This is a genomic window from Streptomyces saintjeani, from assembly GCF_055409605.1.
This window is the reverse complement of sequence record NZ_CP189624.1, coordinates 2,732,798-2,755,630: the sequence shown is the minus strand read 5'-3', so window position 1 is coordinate 2,755,630 and position 22,833 is coordinate 2,732,798. Positions and strand designations below refer to the sequence as shown.

Below are 22,833 nucleotides of genomic sequence, written 5' to 3'. Positions count from 1 at the left end.
CACACCCTGCGGATGTAGTCCAGAGCACGTGCCTGCCCGGAGCGCACCGCGATGTGCCGGGCATGCCGACCACCCTCATGGTCAGGGTGGAGCAGCAGCTGGCTCAGCTCATCGACGGTTCCGCCAGCGCGGGCGACGTGGCAGGCGATGGCCGCCGTGATCCGGTGCCCGTGCTCGGCCGCGCCCTGACGGTCTTCGCGCAGGACCACGGTTCGGGCGTCGGAGCCGAGCCTGCTGTAGCTGCCCGTCGCGTAACGGCCGGTGAGGTCTCCGAGCAGGACAAGGTCAGCGGCGGCCGGAAGCAGCCCGTGAAGACCCAGTCGCTCGCTCGGGTGAAATGTCCGTCGTGATGGGTCTGCGTGGTGGGTGTGGTGTGGCACTGTGGGGTCGTCTCGCAAGGACGTGGACGCCACTCAGGCCCGCTAAAACCACGGGTGGTGTCCGGAACCGACCTCCAATCGGTGCCAAGCGAAGCCTCCAGGATTGCCGTCCTGGAGGCCTTCGTATGCCTGGCCCCGCATCAGAGGCAGGCGTCCCCATCGCGGCTCGACCGAGAACGACTCGGAGGGCCGCCAGAGGAGTCCTCACCGGTTCGACACCGTCCTGACCTCGGCTGATTCGGGGCCAAGCAGATGGCGATTGCCTCTGGCTGGCTCCGAGCAGCTCGGGTCGAACCCGGGTCGAATCAGAGCGGTTTCCTCTGACTGCCTCCGATCGCCTCTGCAACCCGTCCTAGCAGGTCACAACCGATACGGCTCGCAAAAGCGCAGGTCACAAGGGTGCTCAGGAATACCCGGCGTACGGCCCGGCTCGTCTGCTTTTACGGCTCTGACCTGGGCTTATGCCTCGGTCGGGGCCCGTTTCCACCTCCGAGGGCATCCCGCTTCCACCTGCGAGTTCCCGGGAGTTCCCGGAGAAGCGTGCACGCGTTGTGCACTGGGCCGGAGCGGCGTCGGGCCGCGAACGAGGGTTGTGGAACCGAAGCCGGCGACTACGCCGGGTGTGGCCGCGTACGCCTCGTACGTTCATCAGCGGGAGTTCGCGTTGCAGGGTGGGGCGGATGGGGTGAGTGCGAACTTGTGGCTGTTGCCGGTGGACGGGTTGTTGTCGTCGGCGACGGTCCATCTTCAGCGCAGAGGACCTCGCCTTCGTCGCCGCCGAACTCAACAGCCGCCCCCGCAGGACTCTCGGCCGGCAGACCCCGCAGACCTGTTCGCTAAGCCCCTCGCAACACTGGAATGATCACCGCGTTGCGATGATCGCTGGAATCCGCCCACGAGCTGGGACCGGGAGGTGTCCACGGTCGACGGGCCTACGGAACCGCCGCAATGGGTGGAGGAACTGCGGGTGCGTCACCTGGAGCGGTACTTGATGTCGACGCGGCGGACGTGCGGGGAGAAGTCGGGCTGCCGGAACCTGTACGAGGAGGCCATCCGCCGGCTGACCCTCGAGAACGATGCCCTGCGCAGCGGCGGCACCGTTCTTCCACCGCCTACCGCAAGTACGCCCGCGCCGTCGTGAATCCGGCACCGCCCCCGGAAGCGCCGGCAGTCGTAGTGCGTGCGCCGACGGGGAACCGGGTTCGGCGCAGTAAGCCGCCTCCGTGCAAGCGGGTACGTCGGGGCCGGTGGCGTATCGCCTTGCGGGGGCACCGGTTACTGCCGCTCGGCGCATGAGGTGTTGTCCGACGTGATCGAAGCCGGATGCCTGGCCGCGGTGGGTCCGGTTCGCCGCGGCCACAGAGGGGCTCGGGAGCGTCAGGCGCTCTCGGCGTTCACGTAGGGCTCGACGCGGCCGACGCTCTCCTTGAGGACGAGGTCGAGCAGTCCGGGGAAGCGCTGGTCCAGATCTTCCTTGCGCAGCGTGTTGAAGCGACGGGTGCCGACGTCGTGCTGCCGGATGAGACCGGCCTCGCGCAGGACGCGGAAGTGGCGGGTGAGCACGGACGCGGTGACGTCCTGGGTGAAGCCGCTGCAGGCCAGGCCGGGGGAGACGGAGAGGGTGACGACGATGGTGAGCCGGGTCTCGTCGGTCAGCGCGCTCATGATCTTGAAGAGGTCGAGGTCGTCCGTGTCGGGGTGGACGAGGGGTGACGAGGTGCGACTGGCCATGGGGAAAGGGTAACCCCCCGCTGCATGTTCGCGTTGGCGCGTACATGGGTTACAGTGAAGGCACGGACTGACCCTTCGTCCGTCATTCACCGGTTTGCCCATCACCGGTGCCACGGCATGCCCCCAACGTCTTTGACGGCGCGGCGTGCCTCAAGAACGGAGCACACCCCATGACCGCAACACAGGCGACCGAGCCGAGGACGCACCGGAGCGAAACGGCCGCGGAGGTGGTCGGCCGCCTTCGCGCGACCTTCAACACCGGCGTCACCCGCCCACTGGACTGGCGCGTCGACCAGCTGCGGCGGCTGCGGGCTCTGCTGGTCGAGAACGAGCAGGAACTGATCGAAGCGCTCTGGAAGGACCTGCGGAAGAACGCCGCCGAGGCCAAGGCGCACGAGATCGACTCCACCATCGGCGACATCGACGAGGCGCTGGCGAACCTCGAGAACTGGCTTCAGCCCCGCCCGGTGGAGGTTCCCGCCCACTTCGGTCCCACGACAACGGCCTACACCACGTACGACCCGCTCGGGGTCGTCCTGGTGATCGTTCCGTGGAATGCCCCGCTGCACCTGCTCATCGACCCCGTCATCGGCGCTCTGGCCGCCGGGAACACCGTGGTGGCCAAGCCGAGCGAGATCTCGGTGCACACCTCGGCGGTCGCTTCACGCCTGCTGCGGCAGTACTTCGACGCCGACGTGCTCACCGTGGTCGAGGGAGGCGTCGAGGAGACCACGGCCCTGCTGGCACAACGCTTCGACCACATCTTCTACACCGGCAACAGCACCGTCGGCCGGATCGTCATGGCCGCAGCCGCCAAGCACCTCACCCCGGTCACGCTCGAACTCGGAGGCAAGTCGCCGGTCTTCGTGGCTCCTGACGCCGACGTGGAGGAGACCGCGAAGCGGCTGGTCGGCGGCAAGTTCGGCAACGCGGGGCAGATGTGCATCGCCCCCGACTACGTCCTGGCCGATCCCGCCACCGCCGCCGCGCTGGTCCCCGCCCTGCGCACGGCGGTCGAAGCCCAGTTCGGCACCGCCCCGCAGACTTCACCCGACTTCGGCCGGATCATCAACGAGCGGCACTTCGACCGGCTCACGCGTCTGCTGGACTCCGGCCGGGCGGCGGTGGGAGGCCAGCACGACCGTGACGACCTGTTCATCGCGCCGACCGTGCTCGCCGATGTCGACCCCGCCTCGCCCATCATGCAGGAGGAGATCTTCGGTCCCATCCTCGCCGTCGTCGAAGTCGAAGACCTCGATGCCGCCATCGCCTTCATCAACGAACGCGACAAGCCCCTCGCGCTCTACGCCTTCACCGAGTCCGAGGCCGTCAAGTCGCGCCTGTTGAACGAGACGTCCTCCGGCGGTGTCGCCTGGGGCCAGCCGCCGATGCAACTGCTCATGCCCGGCCTGCCCTTCGGTGGCGTCGGTGAGAGCGGCATGGGCCGCTACCACGGCCGGTACACCCTTGAGACGTTCAGCCACCTCAAGGCCGTCGCGGACGTGCCGCTCAGCTAGGCCCGCGCCTGCGTGGAGCAGGCTGTCCGATGGGCGACCGGCCGGCCGAAGTGCCTCAGGTCGGTGAGCGTGAGGAGCGCTGAGATCGCTGTTGCCCGTCACCGCCGGAAGCACGTTCCAGGTGAGGCCGTGTATCGGTCGCGGCGCGGCCTGTAGACACCGATCCGTACCGATTCGGGCGGCGGTACCCACGACTTCGTCACCTGGCCGGCCGCTGTACGGGTGCAAGGAGTGAACGCCTCTGCTCCGGCGGGTGGTTGGCGCTTGACCGCGCCGACGCCGACGGCATGCGGCTCTCACCGCGTTCGCGCCTCGGCGGCGAAGCGCGGCCCCCCTCGCACCCCAGGCATTCACCCCTTTTCCCTCTCCGTTCCAGAAAGAAAGCCATGTCTGTCAATACTTCAGAAGTTTCGCCCGCCCCGTCGCTTTTCTCCCCCGTCTCTCTCGGGAAGATCGAGCTCGCCAACCGCATCGTCATGGCACCGATGACCCGGGTCCGGGCCGGTTCCTCCGGTATCCCCGGGGACTTGATGGCCGAGTACTACCGGCAGCGGGCGAGCGTCGGGCTGATCATCGCCGAGGGCACCTACCCCGACCACGCGTCGCAGGGGTACGTCGGTGAGCCGGGCATCGCCACCGACGAGCAGGCGGCCGGCTGGCAGCGGGTGTTCGAGGCGGTGCACGCCGACGGCGGCCACATCGTCCTCCAGATCATGCACGCCGGCCGCCAAACCCACCCCGACATCAACGGTGGCCGCCGCATCCTCGCCCCCAGCGCGATCGCCAGGACCGGCGAGACGTTCACCGAGAAGGGCGAGCAGCCCTACCCCGTACCGGAAGCGATGACCACCGCAGAGGTCCGGGCAGCGCTTGAGGACTTCGTCACCGCGGCCCGCCGGGCCATCGAGGCGGGAGCGGACGGCGTGGAGATCCACGGCGCCAACGGCTACCTGCTCCACCAGTTCCTCTCCCCGGCGGCCAACCAGCGCACCGATGGATACGGCGGCTCGCCGCAGAGCCGCGCCCGCTTCGTCGTCGAGGTCGTCACGGCCGTCGCGAACGCTGTGGGCGCCGAGCGGGTCGGGCTGCGGATCTCGCCGGAGGTCGGCTTCGGGGACGTCTTCGAGACCGACCGGGACGACGTCCTGGCCACCTACGGCACCCTGCTCGACCAACTGCGCCCGCTGGGCCTGGCCTACCTCTCCGTACTGCACGTCGAGCCGGGCGGCGACCTGGTACAGGAGTTGCGGCGGCGCTTCGACGGCAAGCTGATCGTCAACAACGGCCCCATCGGCGGGGGGCAGACCACCCGCGAGCGGGCGTTCCAGCAGATCGAGGCCGGCCACGCCGACGCCGTGGCCGTGGGCCGGGCCCTCATCGCCAACCCCGACCTGGTCGAGCGCTGGCAGGGCGGCCACCCGGAGAACGAGCCGCGGCCGGAACTGTTCTACGGGCCGGACGCCGAGGGCTACACCGACTACTCCTTCCTCGGAACGGCTTGAGGCCCACGGTCACGCCTGTCCATGCGGCAGCCCCACTCACCCATGGACAGGCGTCCGACCGGCGACACCGTGCCCGCCCCATCGAGCCCGCAGCCGGAGCCGGGGGGTGTACCGAAGCGCGCCGGCGCTCAAGATCGATCTCGGCGCCAACCGCGGTTCCGTTGATCAGGGCCGGTGACCGCCTCATGATGACGTCGCTGATCGCGAGTCTGTGGTGCTGCCCGGTGCGCTTCGTCGGGCACCACCTCGTCGTCAGGGCCGCGCATCCGCCCCGGCGTCGGTCGCTCAGACGGCGAGGGCGGTGCGGCCTGCGACGTAGACGCGGGCGACCTCGACGACGCGCTTGCCGAGCTCGGCCGCGGTGGCGATGTCGGCCTTGTGCACGCCCTCGGCTCCCTGGTCCTGGTTGCTCTGGGCGGCGGCGCCGAGAAAGAAGCCGAGGCGGTTGAGGTCGTTCTCGGACGCCGTGGAGGTGTTCCAGCCGGGCATCAGGCCGAGGCCGACCCACTGCATGTGGTGCTGGCCGGCGAGCACGGTGAAGTACTGCAGGGTGCTGAGCTTGTCGCCGCTCTTGCCCGCGGAGATGGTGAAACCTGCGGCGATCTTGTCCTTCCACACCTGGTTGTACCAGCGCTTGGAGCCGGCCTCGGCGAAGGCGTGGAAGACGGCGGAGGCGGTGCCCATGTAGGTGGGCGAGCCGAAGATGATCGCGTCCGAGGCGTCGAGCAGGTTCCACTGCTCCTCGGAGATCTCCTCGACGTCGATCAGGTGGGCGGTGGCGCCGGCGGTGGTCACCCCATCGCGGACGGCCTCGGCGAGGACGGTGGTGTGGCCGAAGCCGGAGTGGTAGGCGATGGAGACGACAGGGGTGGTCACGTTACTTGCTCCTTCGGATGTGCATGTCCGGCCGCGCGGGATCCGGGCCGCGGGGCCCTTGAGTGCTCTTCGCTCAGCCGGCGTCGAACGCCTCGGCGACGGCCAGGGTGTCCTCGTACTGGTGCAGGCGAACGATCCGGCCGTCCTCGACCGTCAGGTGCATGGCCGTCGGTGTGGTGAACTCCTTGCCATTGGCCGCGACGGTGTGTGTGAAGACCGCCAGCAGCGCCACGTCACCGCCGTCGACGATGATGCGCTCCAGTACGGCCTTGCTCCTGTCGTGCGCGAGGTGCGCCCACATCGTGGTGAAGTACGGCGCGACCTCCTCCCGGCGGGTACGGCGCCCGGTCCAGGGCAGCGTGTCGCTGCCGGGGACGTGCCAGTCGATCTCCTCGGCGAACAGTTCCTGGATGCCGTCGGGGTCATGCTTCGCGAGGCGCTGCACGAACTTCTCGGCCACGGTCCGCGGGGTCTGCGTGTCGGTTGTCATCGTCCTTGTCCTTTGTCTCTTCGTTTGCGTCAGGTGCCGGTCCGGTGTCTCAGGCCCGGCCGGCCTGCGGGTTGGTGAACATGTGGTTGCCCGCCACCGCGTCCTTCGCGGGCACTTCGTCCTGTAGGACGTCCCAGTGCTCCACCACCAGGCCCTCCTCGAAGCGGAAGATGTCGACCACCACGAGGGGCGTCTCGGTGCTGCCGGAGTACCTGCCGTGGATCATGACCAGGTCTCCCTCGGCGATGACCGCTCCCGGCTCGTACCGGCTGGCGTCGGGCAGGTCCGCGATGAACGTGCGCAGCCCGGCCCTGGCCGGCGGGATGAACGGGTTGTGCTGGAGGTAGTCGGGGTGCAGGTACCGGTCCAGCGCGGTGAAGTCCTTCGAGTTGAACGCGGTCGTCAGGAATTCGAGGACGGCGGCCTTGTTCCGCTCCGTCTCCGTCTTCGTCCGGCTCTGAGTCATCAGTCCTCCACGGGTTTGCCGACTGACGCGGCTTTGTTGACCGACTGGACCACAACGGAAACATGAAGTGGTCCAGTTGGTCAACAAAGCGAGGAGTGCCAGGCGATCTCTCCGCGCCGGCGTGGAGGGCCGGGCTGCCGACGATTGTGGTCCACCTGGACCACAATGAGGTATCGTGAGGTCATGGGGCGAAAACGAGGCTTCGACGAGACCACCGTGCTCGATGTCGTCCGCGACCGGTTCTGGACCACCGGATTCGACGGCACGTCCACCTACGACCTCATGGATGCGACCGGCCTGGGCAAGGGCAGCATCTACAAGGCGTTCGGCAACAAGAACGACCTTTATGTGCGCGTCTTCTCCGACTACTGCCAGGGCCTCGTCGCCCAGGCCCGCGAGGAGCTGCGGGAGGGCCCGAACGCGGTGCTCACCTCGCCGATGGCCCGCCTGGAGCGCTACGTCGTCTCACTCGCCGACGCCTTCGCGGCCGAGTCGCCCCGCCGGGGATGCTTCCTCAGCAAGGCCACGGCGGACCGCGCCGGAGAGGACGACATGGTGGCGGGCGTGGCCCGTCGCGCGTTCGAGGATCTCGCCGGCGCCCTGGCGTCCGCGCTACGCGACGCCCAGGACGAGGGGGAAGTGGCCGAGCATGCCGACGCCACGGCCCTGGGATATCTGCTGCTGAGTGTGATCAGGGGCATCGACAACATGGCCAAGGCGGGCGTCGACGGTACGACGCTCCGGCGGACGGCCCGATCGGCGCTGGAGCTGATCCCCAGGGCGGACGCACCGGACGTGCGGCGCTGACATTCCCCCTTCTCGTCCGACGACGGACATGCCGCGGCGGACATAGGCGAAACGTGCGGTTCAACTGTGGCGAAGAGCTCGCCGCCTCTCACCGGGAGTCCTCATGCGTGCCATCCAGATCACCCAGTTCGGAAAGCCGGAGGACGTCGTACGCGTCGTCGATCTCCAGGAGCCGAACGCTCCCGGCGCCGGCGAGGTCAAGGTCGCGGTCGAGCTGTCACCGCTGAACCTGCACGACCTCAAGGTCGTCAGGGGCGAGCTCGGGCGGCCACCGCTCCCGCTGGTCCTCGGCAGCGAGGGTGTCGGCCGGGTTGTCGAGGCGGGCCCCGGCGTCGACACGCTCGCGGCGGGCGATCTGGTGGTTCTGCCGCTGCTCGCCGGTGCCTGGCGCGAGCGGCTGCTGCTGCCCGCCGACGGGCTGCTCCGACTGCCGGAAGGCAGCGTCGAGCAGTTCTCGATGCTGGGCATCAATCCGCCCACGGCCGGTCTGATCCTCAGCGAGTACGCCGATCTGAGGCCCGGGGACTGGATCGTGCAGAACGCCGCGAACTCCGGCGTCGGACGTTCCCTGATCGCCCTGGCGAAGGCCCGCGGATTCCGGACGGTCAACTTCGTCCGGGACGAGTCCGTGTTCGCCGAACTGACCGCGGCCGGCGCGGACATCGTCCGCCTCGACGGCGCGACGGCGGTCGAAGAGGTTCGCGCGGCGATCGGCGATGCCCGGGTCGGGCTCGCCGTCGACTCGGTGGGCGGCGACGCTCCCGCCCGCCTGCTCGACCTGCTGTCCGAGGGCGGTGCGCTCGTCAGCTACGCCTCGGCGACCGGACAGCCGATGTCCGTCGACGCACTGACCCTGATCGGCAAGCGCGCGACGGTACACGGATTCTTCGCCGGCCATTTCGACTACGCGACAAAGGTGCTCCCCGTCATCCACGAGGCCGCGCCCCTGGTCGCGAGCGGAGCCCTGTTCGTTCCGCTGGGTGAGGTGTTCGACCTCGACGACATCCATACGGCGATCGAGCAGGTCGTCCGCGGCGGAAAGACCCTGCTCAAGGTGGCCCGGTCATGACGGTCTCCGGAGGAACTCGCACCGTCGCGGGTCCCGCGCGGATGCGAGCCGAGTCGTAGCAGGGCGTTCGAAGCGGCATCAGGGCCATTCAGCCGGCAACACGAGCCACGGGTTTCCGGCGGGTGGGATGTAGATCCACCGATCAATAGTGCTCACCCTCGCCAGGCGGACCGCCGATCATTCGCGCGTTCGGTGAGGGGCAGCCCCTGCCACGAGAGAAGTATCGAGATGCCCGAACTGTCCTACGAAGTCCTCGTCTCTGACGGCGTTCCCCGGAAGATCGATCTTCAGCTGCCGAACGGCGACGGGATCGTGTCCTCGCCGATCTCATCCACCCTGATCACCGGAGAACGCGACGCGGTCCTGGTGGACCCGCCGCTGACGCACACCCAGATCGCGCAGGTCGCCGAGGGCTTGGCGCGCTCAGGGAAGCGTCTGGCGTACGTCTACGTCACCCACGGCCACCCCGACCACTGGTTCGGCACCGCGACGCTGCTGGAACGGTTCGGCGACGCCGACAGTGTGGTGTACGCCACCGAGGGCACCATCCGGCAGATGCGCAGCCAACTGGAGAGCAAGGACAAGGGGTTCGCGAAGACCTTCCCCGGGGTCCCGGAGAACACCCCGGTCCTCGCCGTGCCCGTGCCGACCGAGGGATTCCGGCTGGAGGGCCGAGTCCTGCGGGCCGTCGAGACCGGTCACACCGACACCGACGACTCCAGCGTCCTGCACGTGCCGTCGATCGGTCTCGTCGTCGCCGGGGACGTGGTCTACAACGGCGTGCACCTGATGATGCTCGAAGGCGGTGACGGCGGCCTTCAGGCGTGGCTGGACGGCATCGACCGGCTCGCCGCACTCGATCCGCGCCACGTGGTCGCCGGCCACAAGAAGGCGGACCTGCCCGACGACCCGAAGATCCTGGACGAGACCCGGCAGTACCTGCGCGACGCGATCCGGCTGCTGGCCGGCAAGCCGGAGCCGCTGGAGTTCTTCGAGGAGATGTCGAAGCTCCACGGTGACCGGCTCAACCCGGGACCCCTTTGGTACAGCGCCCTGGGCCTGCTCGCCTGAGCCACGCCGCGCCGCCACCCCGCGAAGGCAGGCGCATCACCTCGACGGAACACGGAGGCTGCCGACATGGCCACCCGCATGAGGATCGCGATCCTCGACGACTACCAGAACGTCGCGACGAGCCTGGCCGACTGGGGGTCGCTCGTTGCCGAGGTCGTCGTTTTCACCGAGCCGTTCGCCGATGCCGACGAGGTGGTCCGTAGCCTCGCCGGGTTCGACGTGCTCGTGGCCATGCGAGAGCGCACACGATTCCCGGCCGAGGTCCTGGAGCGGCTGCCCGACCTTCGGCTCCTGGTCAGCACCGGCCCGGCCAATGCCGCCATCGACCTTACGGCCGCCCACGGACTCGGCATCACGGTGTGCGGGACCCGCTATGAGTCCCACCCCACCATCGAGCACACCTGGGCGCTGATCCTCGGTGCCACGAGAAACCTGGTCGCCGAGGCGGAGTCGATGCGCGCCGGCGGCTGGCAGGTATCGGTCGGCGAGGGGCTGCACGGCAGGACTCTCGGCATTCTGGGCCTCGGTCGCGTCGGCTCCGGAGTGGCACGGATCGGACAGGCATTCGGAATGGACACCATCGCGTGGAGCCGGAACCTGACCCCCGAAACCGCCGCCGGGCACGGCGTGCGGGCGGTGACGAAGGAGCGACTCTTCACCGAAAGCGATGTGCTCTCGATCCACGTACCGCTCAGCAAGCGAACACGCGGGCTGGTCGGCGCGGCGGAACTCCGGTCGATGAAGCCCTCGGCCCTCCTGGTCAACACCTCACGCGGACCGGTCGTCGACGAGGTCGCCCTGATCGACGTCCTGCGTGAGGGCGCGATCCGAGCAGCCGCCCTCGACGTGTACGACACCGAGCCGCTCCCCGCGGACCACCCGTTGCGGGCGCTGCCGAACGCGCTGCTCACGGGGCACGTCGGATTCGTGAACCGCGACTTGTACGAGATTTTCTATCAGGACTCCGTCGAGGACATCGCCGCGTTCCAGGCGGGTTCTCCCGTGCGGCTGATGAAGTAGGAGCCGAGAACGACGACCTGACCGACTCACACACCGCCTCTCTCCCACGTGACGGCTCCGACGCGGTTCGTCTGTTGCGCTGGGGGTCGATGCCCGACCGGTTCAGGTCGTATCCCGCGTCCGCGCCGAGCTGGGCCAGGAACGCCCGCTGGGTACGGCCGTTGCCCTCGCGGAACGGGTGGAGGACGTTCATGTCGCCGTACGGCGCGGCGAGTATGGCGAGGCGCGCCCGGGTGATGTACGCCTCGGTGTCGCGGTCGGATGCCTCGACGGACAGGAGGACGCCCTGGGGCTTGCGATGGGCGCCGATCAGGACTGGGGCGGCACCCGCGCCGGACTCCGACAGGTCAGCCAGGATCCGCGACAGTCCGGCGCGCGCGTCGTTGACGGTCACGACCTCGGGAATCTCCATGCTGCCACCAGCCGAGGCTGCGAGGTCCTCGCCGATGTCGGCGGAGCCGAACCGGACCACCGGTACATCGCGCCGGTCGAGTTCGGTGAACTCCGTGTCGGCGGTGATGCCGTCCGCCTCGGTGGCCACCAGAAGGCGTACGGCGGCTTCGCGCGGGCGGGCATACCGGCACCGGCTCAAGGCCGGCGAGAGCGCCGATGGAGCCCGCGCCGCGTCACCTCACGCGAGGCTCTTCTCCACCAGGTCGAAGGCGCGTTCCGCCTCGGCCGCGCACTGGGCGTGGACGGCCGCGGGGTCGGCGCCGACCAGCATGCGTTCGACGTTGCGGACGATCAGCGTGCGCTGCACCGAGATGACCAGGCTGGCCAGCGCGCTCGGCACGATGGCGTCCGCCGGTTCGCCGAGGGCCTCGGCCAGGGCCTCCGCGAGGACGGCCTCGCTGTCGGTCCACTGCTCCAGGAGACGCAGTTTCAGGCTGGGCGTCGACATGACCATGCCCTGGAAGGCGAGGAACTCGTCGTAGTCGGCGAGCCCGGTGATGGGGTCGCGTTCCGCCAGCCCGGTCAGGAAGTGCCGGCGCAGGGCCGCCACGGGCGACTCGCCCGGCCGCCGGGTCCGCACCACCCGGGCCGGCTCGCTCTTGTGGTCCCGGATCGGGAAGAGGACGAGGTCCTCCTTGGCCGGAAAGTAGTTGAAGACGGTCTTCTTCGACACCTCGGCGGCGTCCGCGACGTCGGCGACCGAGACGTCGGCGAAGCCCCGCTCCAGGAAGAGGGCGAGTGCCGTGCTCGCGATGTGCTCCGCCGTCCGCAGCTTCTTGCGCTCCCGGAGTCCCAGCTGATCCGTCATGACCAGATCCTAACAAGCGCCTTCCTCCGGGAGCATAATTACGACACCTGTAAAACTTGTCCGGACGTAAAAGTACTCCTAGTGTAATTTCCATGACTGATACCGCCCAGGGCATGTACGCACCCGTGTACGACGGCCCGGATCTGCTCATGTCCACGACCAAGGTCAAGCTGGTCGCCGCCTCGTGCATCGTCGTCCTGCTGCTGGCCATCCTCGACATCAACATCGTGTCCGCCGTGGCGTGGAAGATGGTGGACGATCTCGACCCGGTGCACGGGATCAGCCGGCTCCCCTGGCTGACCTCGTGCTACGCCCTGGCGGACTGCATCGTCGTACCGCTGTACGGAAAGCTCGCCGACGAGTACGGCACCAAGCCGCTCATGGTCTTCGGCCTCGGCGTCTTCACCCTCGGCTCGTTGCTCTGCGGACTCGCGCAGAACATGACCGAGCTGATCGTGTTCCGCACCGTCCAGGGGCTCGGCGCGGGCGGACTCACCGCCATCACGCTCGTGGTCACCGGCATCCTCTTCAACGACCAGGAGGAGGACGCGGAGGGGCCCATCAAACCGTCCAACGCGGTCGGCATCGGCGCCTCGGTGATGTTCGGCCTCGGCCTGGCGCTGGGCCCGACCCTCGGCGGCCTCGTCTCCGACAGCCTGAACTGGCGCTGGGTCTTCCTCCTGAACCTGCCGATCCTGGTCGCGGCCTTCCTCGTCATCGTCTTCGTGCTGAAGATGCCCACCAACCCGGTACGGCGCAAGGTGGACTTCCTCGGCGCCGCCCTGCTCGGCGGCTTCGGCGCCTGCGCGCTGCTCGTGGCGGAGTGGGGCGGCACCCGGTACGCCTGGGGTTCCGCCACGATCGTCGCGCTCGCCGTCGGCGCGGGCGTCCTGCTCGCGGCCTTCGTCCGGCGCCAGCTCACCGCGCCCGAACCGCTGGTGTCGCTGGCCCTGATGCGCAACTCGGTGTTCCGGGCCATGATGCCGATGTCGCTCATCGCCGGCGTCGGCGTGGCCGGCGGTCTGCTCTACGTCAGCGGCTACCTCCAGGTGGGGCGCGGCCTGAGCACGGCACGGTCCGGACTCCTGATCGTCTGCATGGCCGTCGGCATCCTCGCGTCGATCCCGGTGGCCAAGCTCATCGTCACGCTGTTCGGCAAGTTCAAGTACCTGCTCGTCGCCGCGGGCGTGTTCCAGGCCGTGGTCCTGGTCCTCTTCGGCCGGCTCGGCCCCGACACCAGCTACTGGCTGGTCGGCGCGGGCTGCTTCGTCCTCGGCATCGGCATGGGGCAGTCCCTCGGCCTCGGACTCCAGTACATGCAGAGCTCGGTGTCCAAGGAGGACCTCGGCGTCGCCACCAGCTCCCTGCGGTTCTGCCAGCAACTCGGTGCCACCGCCGGGTTCGCGCTCTACAGCACCATCGTGGCGCGCTACCTCGACTCCCACCTCAGCAGCGCCGCCGGAGCGGCCGACGTCAACGGCGACCTGGACGTCAGCGCGCTGGCGAAACTCCCGGCGGAGCAGTACCACTCGGCCGTCGGCGTCTTCATCGACGCCACCAACGTGGTGTTCGTGGTCTCCGGCGCCGTCTCCCTGCTGGCCGGTCTGGTGGCCCTGGTCATCCGCGAGCAGCGGTACCGGAAGACCGAGGAGGACTCCTCCCCGGCCCCGGTGGGGCACCCCCGCACCGAACGCTCGTCGGCCGAACTCGGCTGAAATGGGCCGAACTCGGCTGAACTCGGCCGACGAGCGCCCTGCGGGCCTCGGCGAGCAGCTCGTACTGCGTGCGCCAGCCGCCACCGAAGGGAGCCAGCACCAGCTGCCGGACCCCGGCGTCGAGATAGCGGGCGAGCCGCCCGGCGAGGTCGTCGGCCCGGCCCCCTCGCGGCCACGATCACCAGACAACCGGCCTGCGGCACGTCCCGCCCGTACGGCTGGCCTGCGCGAGGACCTGGAACGGCTGGACGACAGCTACGGCACCGCCGTGTCGGTCCGGACGGTGTACGGCCGCTCCGCGCCCCCGCCCGACGCCCTCCACCCCCTCCCCGACCCGGGCAACCTGCCGGCCACGGACCTCGGTGCCCGCGCGGGACACTTCGTACTGGTGCGCCCGGACGGCTACGTGTGCGGCAAGGGCCGTTTCGGCGGCGCGGAGCAGATGGCGCACACCCTTCGCCGGGCCCACCCGCTCCCCGCGAAGGGCACGCGGTGATCACGCGGCGGCCTGCGCCCCCTGCGTAGCCCGCCCCCAAGCCGCCCGCCACGCATGCACCTGGTCCTGAGGCCGCCCACAGGCCAGCGCGTACGACACGAGCAGCGCCTCGGAAGGCAGCCGCAGCCCCGACAGGACATCCGCGAGGGTGCTGCGCGGCAGCGGACCGTAGCCGTGGACGCGGGCGCGGTCCTCCAGCTGGCGCAGGGAGGGGCGCCCGGCGTCCTGGCGCAGGCGGTGCATGACCTCCAGGAGGTGGGCCGGTTCGTAGACGAGGTCGAGGCGCCGCCCGCGCCGGGGAGCCGGCCCCGCCCCGGGCACCGGATGCGCCCGCTCCCCGGCCACCGTCAGCGACCACTCCCACATGGCCCGAGTCTGCTGCTCCGACGCCCCGCACACCGTGGCGTACGCCTCCACCACGCACCGCCGGGGCAGCACCCTCCCGCTGTCGGCCCGCGAGAGCGTCACCGCCGAGCAGCCCGGCCGCTCCACCCGGCGGGCCATCTCGCGGTAGGTCAGTCCGGCGCCGCGCCGCAGCGAGCGCAGCCAGTACGCGAGTTCGTAGTACGGAGCCGAATCGGTCAGAGGCACCTTCCGTCGCCCCATGGCATTCCCCTCCATGAAATGGGCAGCTCGGGCCCTGAGATTACAGAAGGCCGATGGCCGATTCGCGGTTGATTCACGACTGTCCGGAATCCGGCGGAAACAATCACCGTAAGTGAAACTTCTCCCGCATCACCCGTATCCGGCGATGCAGCACAGGAGAGCGCCAGAGGTGGGTCCGTTAATTCTTGGGAAAATTCTGTCCGGCACTTCGAAAAGTTCGGACCTTGCGGCTGGCTCGCGCGCTCTGGTGACATGTCCCACGTCAGATCGAACCGCCCGAGCGGAGGCCCGCGATGACCGAATCCAGCTCAGCGAAATTCGACGTACTGGTGGCCTTGATCCGTGATGTGAAGCCCAGTCTGAGCGATTCCGAGATCACCCCCGGACAATCCCTCGTGGAGGATCTCGGACTCGACTCGCTCGACATACTCCAGCTCGCCAGGAAGGTGAACCGCGACCTCGGCGGAACCTTCGACCTGGAGGAGTGGGAGGAGGCGGCCGACACCCACCACAGGTCGGTCGGCTCCATCCTGCTCCACCTCGACGAGACGGCCGGCGTGTGAGCCCCCGCGTCGCCCTGGTCACCGGCGGCTCGCGGGGCATCGGCGCCGCGATCTGCCGCCGCCTGGCCGCCGACGGCCTCACCGTCCACCTCGCCTACAAGGACGCGGACGACGCGGCCGAACGCGTCGTCAAGGAGATCACGGCGGCCGGCGGCAGGGCTGTGCGGCACAAGGCGGACGTCTCGGACGAGGGGCAGGTCCGACGCCTCGTCGACACGGTCGTGGCGGACGACTGCGGCGTGCACGTCCTCGTCAACAACGCCGGCGTGATCGACGACCGGCTCCTCGCCCTGACCCGCACCGCTCAGTGGGAGAGGGTGCTGCGCACCAATCTCACCGGGCCGTTCCTGATGTGCCGTGCCGTCGTCCCGGTGATGCTCGAACAGTCCTGGGGACGCATCGTCAACATCTCCTCCAATTCCGTGCGCCAGCCCGGTCCCGGACAGACCTCGTACGCCGCCTCGAAAGGGGGCCTCGAAGCGCTCACCCGGGGTCTGGCGGCGGAAGTCGGACACAAAGGGATAAGGGTCAACACCGTGGCCCCAGGAGCGATCAGGACCGATATGACGGCGGATCTCGCCGGCCGCCTCGGAGTCACCCCCGAAGGCACCGGATGGGGACTCCCCGAGGACATTTCCGGGCTGGTCGCATTTCTCGCCGGAGAGGAATCCTCCTACATCCAGGGGCAGACGTTCACGGTCGACGGCGGCCGGCTGGTCATGCGCCCGCGCGGTTCCCGGAGCGGCACGTGACCGGAATAGGAGAGGACACCGAAATCATGACGGAGACGACGCGCCGCCCCCTCATGTACTGGGAGGACCTCGTCGACGCGGCCCCGCGCCACTACGGCCCGGTCGTCTTCACCGGCGAGCTGCTCGACACGCTGCTGGACCTGCTCGGCGAGAAACACCCCATCCACGACAGCGGGGCCTTCGCCGCACAGGTCGACCGGCGCCGCCGGATCGTCCCCGGCGGCTTCATCCACGCCATCACCTCCGGCTGGGTCGTCCAGCACGGCCGCCCCGGCGCGATCATCGGCATGCGCGCGATGCACTGGGACTTCGTCCGCCCGCTCTACCCGGACACCCCGTTCTGGTTCACCACCGAGACGGACCACACCGAACCCATCGACGACCGCAGCGGCCTGCTGAAGACGGTCCGCCGCGTCCACGACGCCGACGGCCGCGCGTACGCCATCGGCCGCATGAACGTCGTCATGCTCCGCCGCTCGTACCGGCCGGGCTCGTACCAGAAGAAGCAGGGCCAGGAGAAGCAGGGCCAGAAGAAGCAGGGCCAGAAGAAGCAGGGGGAGTCATGAGCACCATGGACGCCTACCGTCCCCTCGACGGCCGCGTGGCCCTCGTCACCGGCGGTTCCCGGGGCATCGGCGCCGGCATCACCCGCAAGCTCGCCGCCTGGGGCTGCACCCTCGCCGTCAACTACGTCGACCGCGTCGGCCCCGCCCGCCGCATCGCCGCCGAACTGGAGGAGAAGGGCACCAAGGTCTCCCTGCACCGCGCCGACCTCTCCGAACCGGACGGCCCCGCGAAGCTGTTGGAGCAGGTCGGCGAGACCCACGGCGACCTGCACATCCTCGTCCAGAACGCCGCCGCGACGAAGTTCGTCGCCCTGGAGGACGCGACGCCGGAGCAGTGGCAGTTCGTCCAGGACACCAACGCCCGCGCCACCTGGCTGCTCGCCAAGCACGCCGTCCCCCTGATGCGGGAGCGCCCCGGCGCGCGGTTCATCACGATCACCAACTCGACGACCCAGCGCATCGTCCCGCGCGCGGGCCTGTTCGGCGCGGCGAAGGCGGCGCTGGAGACCCTGACCGACTACCTGAGCTACGAGCTGGCCCCGTACGGCATCGTCGCCAACTGCGTACGCCCCGGCCTGGTGCAGACGGACGTCTTCAATGTCCGGCCGGACTTCGCGGGCGGCGTCCGGCACGAGATGGCCGTCACGCCGTGGCCGGAGGGGCAGATGACGACGCCGGAGAACAGCGCGGACGTCGTCGCGATGCTCTGCCTGGACGAGGCGAGCTGGATCGCCGGGCAGACGATCACCGTGGACGGCGGCTACCGCCTGTGGGGCAACACCGGCATGCGGCACACGGGAAAGGTGCCCTCATGACCGGCGCGGTCGTCACCGGTACCGGCGTCATCACCGCCGCCGGACACGGCCCGGCACCAATTCTCGACGCGATGCTCGACGGCAAGTCCCTTTTAACCCAGCCGAGTTGGCTGCCCTGGCCGGTCGCGGACATGCGCCTGCCGGAGATCCCCTGGCCGGCCGGCGAGCCCTGGGTCAACAACCAGAAGTACGCGAGTGCCGTAGCGCACGCGGCCGTTGCCGCCGCCCGGCTGGCCGTGGACGACTCCGGCGGCCCCGTCGGCCCGGACGAGGGCCTGCGCTGCGGCACCGTCCTCGCGGCCGGCATCAGCGGCGGCGACGAACTCAACGAGGTCATCCCGAAGTTGGCGGTGCTCGCCGAGACGGACCCGCGCCCGCTCGCCAAACTCCTCTACGACGAGGTCCCCGACTACTCCTACCTGCGCGGAATCCCGTCCCAGGTGGGCCAGTTCGTGTGCATGGCCGCTGGTTTCCTCGGCTCGAACGTGGCGGTGTACGGCGAGTCCGGCGCCGGCGGCCTCGGCGCGCTCTCCGTCGCCCTGCGGCTGCTGGAGAGCGGCGAGCTGGACCGCGTCCTCGTCGTCGGCGTCCAACCCCCCATGTCCACGACCGTGTTGGCCGCCCTCGACCGGAGCGAGCCCTTCGGCACCGGAGCTGGCCCCTTCGACCGGCGCCGCGACGGCACCCTGATCGGCGAGGGCGCGGCGGCGGTCATGCTGGAGCGCCCCGACACCGCACGCCGACGCGGCGCGCACGTCGTCGCGGGGGTCGCGGCCTGCGAGACGGTGTGCGCCCAGGAGCGGACGACCGCCCTGCGCACAGCCGCGACTTCGGTCCTGACCGAGCCGCCGGACGTGTGGTGGGCGCACGGCGGCGCGACCAGGGCGGGGGACGACGACGAGTGCCGCGCCGTCTCCCCGCTGGTCCCAGGCTGCCCCGTCACCGCGAGCAAGGGGACCGTCGGCAACGCGTTCGAGTGCGCCGCGCTGATCGACCTGACGCTGGCCGCCGAGGCCCTGGACCGGGGAGTCGTTCCCCCGGTCGGCCTGCTGAGCGAACTCGACCCGGAACTGGCCGAGTTGGCCGTCGTACAGGGCACGCCCCGTCAACTCCCCGGCGCCACGAGGGCGTTGGTGACCAGTTTCAGCCCCGGCCCGCACGCCACGACAGCGGGCGCCGCCATGATCGTCAAGGGGACACCGCGATGACGGACCACGAGGTCGTGATCACCGGCATGGGGGTCGTCACCCCCAACGCCGGTTCGGTGGAGTCGTTCTGGGAGGCCAACCTCACCGGACGCTCCGGGCTGTCGTACGAGAAACGGATGGATCTGTCGGCCCTGCCCTGCGGCTGGGTCGCCGGGATCATCCCCGACGACATCAAGAAGTCGGTGGAGGAGAGGGCGGGCGCACCCGGCCGCACCTGGGTGGACACGCTCCTGCACGCCACGGTGGACGAGGCGCTCCAGGATGCCGGTGTCGAGGGCCCGTTGGACCGGCCGGCCGGGCTGATGTGGTCCCGGATCTGGCCGGGCCCCAGCGGCTCCTTCCCGGACGACTACCTCGCGTACATGAGGAACATCGCCGCCCGCTACAAGGCCGTCGGCAACGACCGCCGCGCGGCCCTCGACCGGATGCGCGGCGAGGAGTCCATGGTGCGGATCTCCGACCTCTCCGCCTTCCCCACCGAACTCTCCCGCCGCCTCGACACCCCCCTGATCCCGATGGGCCTGGAGGCGACCTGCGCGGGCGGCCTGCGTGCCGTCGCCGAAGCGGCGAGGCTGCTGCGCACGGGGCGGGTCGGCCTGGTCATCGTCGCCGCGTGCGTGTCCCGCAACACGCAGTACGTCCTCTCCCAGTACGGCCAGCTCATGGCGCTCTCCCGCTGGAAGGGGCCCGCCGAGCAGGCGTCCATGCCGTTCGACCGGCGCCGCACCGGGATGGTCATCAACGAGTCCGCCGGGGCGCTCGTCCTGGAGACCGCCGAGCACGCGCGGGCGCGGGGCGTCGAGGCGGTGCACGCCGTCGTCGGCGGCTGGGGGACGGCCGTCGACATCACCCACGTCACCGCACCCCGGATCGACGCGGTCGAACGGGTCGTCAGGGACGCCCTGAAACACTCGGAGCTGACCCCCGACGGCATCGACACCATCAACGCGCACGGCACGTCCACCCGCCTCAACGACATCACCGAGGCGCGCGCCCTGCACCGGGTGTTCGGTGAGCGTATGGCGGAGATCGACGTCAGCGCGGTCAAGTCCCTTACCGGGCACGGCTCCGCCGCCTCCGGCGTGGTCGAGTCGGTGGTCGCCGCGCTCACCCTGTGCCGGGGAGTGATCCCGCCCGTCGTCACCTGTACGGAACCGGACCCCAAGTGCGGCGTGAAGACGTCCCTGACACCGGTCGAACGGCCGGTTCGCACCGTTCTGAAGAATTCCTTCGGCTTCGGCGGCCAGTACGCCTCGATGGTCTTCCACCGCCCCGCCGCCCCCCGCCTATGACCGGCCTCACCGTGATCTGGCTCCACGGGCTGGGCCAGGACGGCGCCGCCCTGCGGCCGTTCGTCCGGCGCGCGGGCCTCACCGACGCGTCCCTCGGCATCCGCCACGTCTTTCCCGACGCCCCCCGTCAGTCCCCCGGGCTGACGGGGGACACCCCTGCGCGCGCCTGGTTCCACCAGCGGATCTTCGCCCTCGACCACGCGGACGTCCCGATGCTGCTCGCCACCGAACGCACCCTGCACGCCCTGATCGCCGCCGAATCCGAGGCGGTCGGCCCCGACCGCGTGATCCTCGCGGGCTTCTCCCAGGGCGCCTGCATGGCCCTGATCACGGCCCTCCGCCACCCCCACCGCCTGGGCGGCCTGGTCCTCTACGACCCCTACCTCCCCGCAGCCGTCCCCCTCACCACCGCGCACCCCACGCTCCCGGTCTGGATCGGCCAGGGCCGCTACGACTGGATCGTCCCCCTCTTCATAGGCGAATCGGTCCGCGACCTCCTGAAGTCCTGGGGCCACCCGGTGACGTGGCGCGAGTACTACGACTACCCCAACCGCCACGAGGCGTTCAGCGGGGCGGAGGCTGATGTGCGGGAGTTCTTCCTGAAGCTGTGACGGGCGCTGTCGCCGGGAAGACGCGAGCGACCTCACCCACCGCCTTGTCGATCGCCCCGAGACTCCCAACTCCCGCTGCCTGGCCCTGGTACGAGGGCCCCGGCACCCGCCCGATGGCGAGGCGTACGGCGGCGATGTTGGCGAGGACGGAAGCGAGGTCGGGGGCGGGGACGGGAGCGGGGCTGGGGGCGAGGTCGGGGGCGCGGTCGGGAACGGGGTCGGGGGCGAGGGTGGGAGCGGCGTCGGGGGTGCCGTCGGCACGGGAGGAGGCCCCGGCCAACTCCCGTACCGGCTCGGCGCAAGCGCGTACCGCGTCGATCGCGTCCGCGAGATGCACCCGCTCTCCCCTCACCCCCCGCCGCCTTCGCACCCACCCCTCCACCCCCCGCAACGCCCGCAACGGCGGAGCCACTTGCTCCAACAGCTCGACCGCCTCCTCGAACCGCCCCTGATGCGCGCGGAGTTCGGCGGCGTCGTGCGCGCGCAGCGCATCCGCCAGTACCGCCAGCGCATCGGCGACCCGCCGCCGCACCACGTCCACGGTCCGAACCGGCGCGAGGAGCCACGAAACGGCGATACCCAAGGCCGCCCCGACGAGGATCGCCTGGAGTCGCTGCGTGAGGACGTGGACCGTGGTCTCGCCGAAGTACCCGTACAGCAGAGAGAACGCGGCGGTGACGCACGCGGCCCAGTAGGCATAGTTCAGCGGGCGCAGCCACGTCGCGAGCGCGAGGACGACGAAGAGGAGGACGACGGCCCAGGGGTCACCCGGCCCGAACGCGCCGACGATCGCCGTGGCGACGGCCGTCCCGAACGCGGCGCCCAGCGCCCGCGTCACCCCCTTGTACAGCACGTCGGCCCGCCCCCGGGCCCCGCTGCACACGATGAACGCGGTCAGCACGACCCACGTCCAGTGATCGGGGAACAGCCAGTGCCCGGCGAGGAACGCGCCCCCGAGCGAGACCCCCATCTGCAACGCCATCCGCGTACTCGGCAGCGGCCGGGACGCGGCGGGCCGGGGCGGGACGAGGGGTCCGGTGGACCGGCGTACCCGCACCCGTGGCGTCAACCCCAGCCACCCGGCGCCGACTTGGACGACGAGCACGTACCCGGCGCAGATCAGCGCGACGAGCCCCATCCACAGTACGTGCCCGTCCCGCGCCCGGGGCGGCAGCGCGATCGGCCCCTGGACGACGAGCGTCGCGACGAACGGCAGCGCGGCGAGCGTGCCCGCCCGGGTCGCCCGCGCCCCGAACCGCCGCACCCAGATGGCGAAGGCGACGAAGAGAGCGAACAGGAGATCCCCCCGGACGGCGGACTCGGTCATCACCCGGTCCGTCCACGCCGCGCACATCGCGACGGCGGGTAGCACGACGAACCCGATCCCCCGCTCGACGAGATCCGCCTCCCGCTGGGTCCACGCGAGGGTCCAGGTCAGCGCGACGGCCTGGATGACGATGTCGACGTGCAGATGCGCCGCGCCCTCCAGCCACAGGGCGGACCCATAGCTCGCGAGGACGGCGGCCATGACGGTCAGCGAACCCCATACGGTCTTCACCATGCCCTCGATAGTAAGTGATAGCGTACGAACGTGAATGTCGAGGAAGCAGCGGAAATCAGACAGGGCGTGACTCGCCTGGCCCGGCGCCTGCGCGCGGTCCGCACCCCGGGAGCCCTCAGTAACAACAAACTCGGCGTCCTGGGCCGGCTCTACCGGGGCGGCCCGCAGACGCCCGGCGACCTGGCGGCGGCGGAACACCAGCGCCCCCAGTCTCTGACCAGGGTCTTCGCGGAACTGGAGGCGGAGGGGCTGATCGCCAGGACCCGCGCGGAGGGCGACGGCCGCCAGTCCCTCCTGTCCCTGACGGACGCGGGCCGGGAAGCGCTGCGCGGCGAGGTGGCCGAGCGGGACGAGTGGCTCGCGCGGGCGATGGGGGAGTGCACGGACACGGAACGCGAGGTCCTGCTGCTGGCCGCGCGCTTGATGGACCGCTTGTCAGATGTTAAGTGACACCTTAG

At 70.0% G+C, this 22,833-nt stretch carries 25 protein-coding genes; 17 read left to right on the top strand and 8 right to left on the bottom strand.

The annotated features are described in order from the left end of the window. The first annotated feature begins 62 nt into the window (after window positions 1-62). A complete protein-coding gene (locus ACQCO7_RS12330) occupies window positions 63-350 on the top strand; it encodes a hypothetical protein (protein ID WP_329524265.1) in 288 nt (95 codons plus the stop codon). A gap of 1,407 nt (window positions 351-1,757) precedes the next feature. Here the strand turns inward: ACQCO7_RS12330 and ACQCO7_RS12325 are convergent. Continuing rightward, complete coding sequence (locus ACQCO7_RS12325) at window positions 1,758-2,111, bottom strand: ArsR/SmtB family transcription factor (protein WP_009342689.1); 354 nt, start codon at window positions 2,109-2,111, stop codon at window positions 1,758-1,760. A 170-nt stretch (window positions 2,112-2,281) separates the two neighbouring features. On the opposite strand from ACQCO7_RS12325, the gene ACQCO7_RS12320 reads away from it, so the two are divergent. Next, complete coding sequence (locus tag ACQCO7_RS12320; RefSeq protein ID WP_464071868.1) at window positions 2,282-3,628, top strand: aldehyde dehydrogenase family protein; 1,347 nt, start codon at window positions 2,282-2,284, stop codon at window positions 3,626-3,628. A gap of 386 nt (window positions 3,629-4,014) precedes the next feature. Then, window positions 4,015-5,130: an alkene reductase gene (locus ACQCO7_RS12315; RefSeq protein WP_464071867.1), complete on the top strand. Its 1,116-nt coding sequence runs from the start codon at window positions 4,015-4,017 to the stop codon at window positions 5,128-5,130. A 285-nt stretch (window positions 5,131-5,415) separates the two neighbouring features. Here the strand turns inward: ACQCO7_RS12315 and ACQCO7_RS12310 are convergent, their stop codons facing one another. The 3 genes from ACQCO7_RS12310 to ACQCO7_RS12300 all read right to left on the bottom strand — a co-directional run bounded on the left by ACQCO7_RS12310 (window position 5,416) and on the right by ACQCO7_RS12300 (window position 6,962). Next, window positions 5,416-6,006 carry a flavodoxin family protein gene (locus ACQCO7_RS12310; RefSeq protein ID WP_464071866.1) on the bottom strand — a complete coding sequence of 197 codons (591 nt, stop codon included), beginning with the start codon at window positions 6,004-6,006 and terminating at the stop codon, window positions 5,416-5,418. Between the two features lie 73 nt (window positions 6,007-6,079). Continuing rightward, entirely contained in the window at window positions 6,080-6,496 is a 417-nt protein-coding gene (locus ACQCO7_RS12305; protein WP_464071865.1) for a nuclear transport factor 2 family protein, read from the bottom strand. A 49-nt stretch (window positions 6,497-6,545) separates the two neighbouring features. Beyond that, the gene (locus ACQCO7_RS12300) at window positions 6,546-6,962 is read right to left on the bottom strand and encodes a nuclear transport factor 2 family protein (protein WP_464071864.1); all 417 of its coding nucleotides are present in this window, start codon (window positions 6,960-6,962) and stop codon (window positions 6,546-6,548) included. Between the two features lie 183 nt (window positions 6,963-7,145). Here ACQCO7_RS12300 and ACQCO7_RS12295 point away from each other — a divergent pair, with 183 nt between their 5' ends. The 4 genes from ACQCO7_RS12295 (at window position 7,146) to ACQCO7_RS12280 (ending at window position 10,929) form a co-directional block, all read left to right on the top strand. Next, on the top strand, window positions 7,146-7,769 hold the full coding sequence (locus tag ACQCO7_RS12295) for a TetR/AcrR family transcriptional regulator (RefSeq protein ID WP_464071863.1): 624 nt from the start codon (window positions 7,146-7,148) through the stop codon (window positions 7,767-7,769). A 103-nt stretch (window positions 7,770-7,872) separates the two neighbouring features. Then, window positions 7,873-8,838 carry a zinc-dependent alcohol dehydrogenase family protein gene (locus tag ACQCO7_RS12290; RefSeq protein ID WP_464071862.1) on the top strand — a complete coding sequence of 322 codons (966 nt, stop codon included), beginning with the start codon at window positions 7,873-7,875 and terminating at the stop codon, window positions 8,836-8,838. Between the two features lie 228 nt (window positions 8,839-9,066). Then, window positions 9,067-9,909, top strand: a complete 843-nt coding sequence (locus ACQCO7_RS12285; RefSeq protein WP_075032050.1) for an MBL fold metallo-hydrolase — start codon at window positions 9,067-9,069, stop codon at window positions 9,907-9,909. Window positions 9,910-9,975: 66 nt separating this feature from the next. Next, window positions 9,976-10,929: a D-2-hydroxyacid dehydrogenase family protein gene (locus tag ACQCO7_RS12280; RefSeq protein ID WP_464071861.1), complete on the top strand. Its 954-nt coding sequence runs from the start codon at window positions 9,976-9,978 to the stop codon at window positions 10,927-10,929. On the opposite strand, the gene ACQCO7_RS12275 is transcribed toward ACQCO7_RS12280, so the two are convergent. Beyond that, complete coding sequence (locus ACQCO7_RS12275; RefSeq protein WP_464071860.1) at window positions 10,817-11,470, bottom strand: Fic family protein; 654 nt, start codon at window positions 11,468-11,470, stop codon at window positions 10,817-10,819. The genes ACQCO7_RS12280 and ACQCO7_RS12275 overlap by 113 nt on opposite strands. A gap of 90 nt (window positions 11,471-11,560) precedes the next feature. Continuing rightward, a complete protein-coding gene (locus tag ACQCO7_RS12270) occupies window positions 11,561-12,190 on the bottom strand; it encodes a TetR/AcrR family transcriptional regulator (RefSeq protein WP_464071859.1) in 630 nt (209 codons plus the stop codon). A 92-nt stretch (window positions 12,191-12,282) separates the two neighbouring features. Here ACQCO7_RS12270 and ACQCO7_RS12265 point away from each other — a divergent pair, with 92 nt between their 5' ends. After that, window positions 12,283-13,905 carry an MFS transporter gene (locus tag ACQCO7_RS12265; RefSeq protein WP_464071858.1) on the top strand — a complete coding sequence of 541 codons (1,623 nt, stop codon included), beginning with the start codon at window positions 12,283-12,285 and terminating at the stop codon, window positions 13,903-13,905. A gap of 1 nt (window position 13,906) precedes the next feature. Then, window positions 13,907-14,401 carry a hypothetical protein gene (locus tag ACQCO7_RS12260; protein WP_464071857.1) on the top strand — a complete coding sequence of 165 codons (495 nt, stop codon included), beginning with the start codon at window positions 13,907-13,909 and terminating at the stop codon, window positions 14,399-14,401. Here the strand turns inward: ACQCO7_RS12260 and ACQCO7_RS12255 are convergent, their stop codons facing one another. Further along, window positions 14,402-15,007 (bottom strand): helix-turn-helix domain-containing protein, encoded by a 606-nt coding sequence (locus ACQCO7_RS12255; protein ID WP_464071856.1) that lies wholly within the window; start codon window positions 15,005-15,007, stop codon window positions 14,402-14,404. It abuts the gene before it with no gap. A 293-nt stretch (window positions 15,008-15,300) separates the two neighbouring features. On the opposite strand from ACQCO7_RS12255, the gene ACQCO7_RS12250 reads away from it, so the two are divergent. Genes ACQCO7_RS12250 through ACQCO7_RS12220 form a run of 7 tightly spaced genes read left to right on the top strand, consistent with a single transcriptional unit; the run spans window position 15,301 to window position 20,814 of the window. Further along, window positions 15,301-15,570: an acyl carrier protein gene (locus ACQCO7_RS12250; RefSeq protein WP_464071855.1), complete on the top strand. Its 270-nt coding sequence runs from the start codon at window positions 15,301-15,303 to the stop codon at window positions 15,568-15,570. Next, complete coding sequence (locus tag ACQCO7_RS12245) at window positions 15,567-16,322, top strand: SDR family NAD(P)-dependent oxidoreductase (protein WP_464071854.1); 756 nt, start codon at window positions 15,567-15,569, stop codon at window positions 16,320-16,322. Before ACQCO7_RS12250 ends, ACQCO7_RS12245 begins: the two co-directional genes overlap by 4 nt. 26 nt (window positions 16,323-16,348) lie before the next feature. Then, window positions 16,349-16,888, top strand: a complete 540-nt coding sequence (locus ACQCO7_RS12240; RefSeq protein ID WP_464071853.1) for a hypothetical protein — start codon at window positions 16,349-16,351, stop codon at window positions 16,886-16,888. Next, complete coding sequence (locus tag ACQCO7_RS12235) at window positions 16,885-17,703, top strand: SDR family NAD(P)-dependent oxidoreductase (RefSeq protein ID WP_464071852.1); 819 nt, start codon at window positions 16,885-16,887, stop codon at window positions 17,701-17,703. Before ACQCO7_RS12240 ends, ACQCO7_RS12235 begins: the two co-directional genes overlap by 4 nt. Continuing rightward, complete coding sequence (locus tag ACQCO7_RS12230; RefSeq protein WP_464071851.1) at window positions 17,700-18,911, top strand: beta-ketoacyl synthase N-terminal-like domain-containing protein; 1,212 nt, start codon at window positions 17,700-17,702, stop codon at window positions 18,909-18,911. The genes ACQCO7_RS12235 and ACQCO7_RS12230 overlap by 4 nt, the downstream gene beginning before the upstream one ends. Beyond that, complete coding sequence (locus ACQCO7_RS12225) at window positions 18,908-20,203, top strand: beta-ketoacyl-[acyl-carrier-protein] synthase family protein (RefSeq protein ID WP_464071850.1); 1,296 nt, start codon at window positions 18,908-18,910, stop codon at window positions 20,201-20,203. Before ACQCO7_RS12230 ends, ACQCO7_RS12225 begins: the two co-directional genes overlap by 4 nt. Then, on the top strand, window positions 20,200-20,814 hold the full coding sequence (locus ACQCO7_RS12220; RefSeq protein ID WP_464071849.1) for an alpha/beta hydrolase: 615 nt from the start codon (window positions 20,200-20,202) through the stop codon (window positions 20,812-20,814). Before ACQCO7_RS12225 ends, ACQCO7_RS12220 begins: the two co-directional genes overlap by 4 nt. Here the strand turns inward: ACQCO7_RS12220 and ACQCO7_RS12215 are convergent. After that, window positions 20,768-22,375 (bottom strand): FUSC family protein, encoded by a 1,608-nt coding sequence (locus ACQCO7_RS12215; RefSeq protein WP_464071848.1) that lies wholly within the window; start codon window positions 22,373-22,375, stop codon window positions 20,768-20,770. The genes ACQCO7_RS12220 and ACQCO7_RS12215 overlap by 47 nt on opposite strands. Before the next feature lie 30 nt (window positions 22,376-22,405). Here ACQCO7_RS12215 and ACQCO7_RS12210 point away from each other — a divergent pair, with 30 nt between their 5' ends. Next, window positions 22,406-22,825 carry a MarR family winged helix-turn-helix transcriptional regulator gene (locus tag ACQCO7_RS12210; protein WP_464071847.1) on the top strand — a complete coding sequence of 140 codons (420 nt, stop codon included), beginning with the start codon at window positions 22,406-22,408 and terminating at the stop codon, window positions 22,823-22,825. The last annotated feature ends 8 nt before the right edge of the window (window positions 22,826-22,833 follow it).